This is a genomic window from Cognatiluteimonas telluris (genome assembly GCF_011320095.1).
Taxonomy (GTDB): Bacteria; Pseudomonadota; Gammaproteobacteria; order Xanthomonadales; family Xanthomonadaceae; genus Cognatiluteimonas; species Cognatiluteimonas telluris.
The window spans coordinates 1-1,267 of record NZ_JAANOY010000086.1 but is presented as its reverse complement, the minus strand read 5'-3'; the positions used below and the strand labels follow the sequence as shown (position 1 = coordinate 1,267).

General features: G+C 70.0%; 1 protein-coding gene. It reads left to right on the top strand.

Annotated elements, in window-relative coordinates:
- Nucleotides 1-388 precede the first annotated feature (388 nt).
- Nucleotides 389-850, top strand: coding sequence for a glycine zipper domain-containing protein (locus G7B67_RS13085; protein WP_166213132.1), 462 nt, complete (start codon nt 389-391; stop codon nt 848-850).
- Nucleotides 851-1,267: the final 417 nt, after the last annotated feature.

The window sequence follows — 1,267 nt, the reverse complement described above, 5'->3', positions numbered from 1 at the left end:
GCGTTGCACGTCGCGGCCGGCGACGCGGTGCTGCGCGCGGCGCTGGCGCGCCATGTCGTCCGCATCTCCGGCCTGCGCCAGCGATTGCCGGCGCCGGCTGCAACGGCGCCCGCCGGAGCCGCAGTGCCAGCCTGAACGCACGGCGTAAGCGAATGTTTTGGATGCACGACCAAATGCGCGCACCAAGCAACCAGAATGCACGGAACGACCGGGCTGGCCGCAGCGGCTGCACGAACTGAACGCACGGACTGAACCACCGACTGAACACGTCAGCGACGGCGTGTGACGCGCCGGTGTGGTTTCACCATGCGGCTACACAAACCTGCCTATGGTGGCTCGACTGCCGCGGCGCCGCTTGCGCCATGCGGCCGATGACAGGAGACAGGCAATGAGCGATATCAAGAAGGACCACAGCATCGGCGAAGGCACCGGTGCGGTCGCAGGCGCGATCACCGGCGCCGCGGTCGGTTCCGCGGGCGGACCGGCGGGCACCGTCATCGGCGCGATCGTCGGCGGCGCGGTCGGCGCCAAGGCCGGCGACAGCGTGGCCGAAGCCATCAACCCCACCGACTACGACCGCCATTTCGAGTCGACCTTCCGCGAGGCGCCGTACTACGCCGCCAATCGCGAGTGGACCGATTACCAGCCGGCGTACCGCTATGGCTACGACACCTACGGCCAGTACCGCGGCCAGCGCTTCGAGGATGTCGAACCGCAGCTCGAACGCGATTGGGAAGCCACCCGCGCGCAGTCGCGCCTGGGCTGGTCGGAAGCCAAGGGCGCCGTGCGCGATGGCTGGCACCACATCGAGCGCGCGCTGCCGGGCGACGCGGACAACGATGGCCGATGAGTTGCGATGGCGCGCGTGGCTGCGCGTGCCACCGGTGGCTGGCCGATGCCGCGGGCGTTGTGCGTAAGGCTCCAGAAGACGCGCCGCTCTAGCCGCGCCGGTGGAAAACGCAACGCGCGCGCCGGCAAGATCCATACCGATCCATCTCTTCCTCTCCGGGCCGCCAGCAATGGCGGCTTTTTTTGGCCCATGCACGGCGCCGGCACCAATTCACCCCTGCTGCACGCACCGGCCCGTAGCGTCGCGGCTACCGTTTCTGCTTGGACGGGAGGACGCATGAGCACGCTGAAGAAGGATCATGTCCTGGGCAGCGGCAGTGCGGCCCTGGCCGCCGGCGCTGCCGGTGCCGCGCTCGGCGCGGTGGTCGCCGGTCCGGTGGGGCTGGCGGTCGGTGCCGCAGCGGGCGGCGCGCTCGGT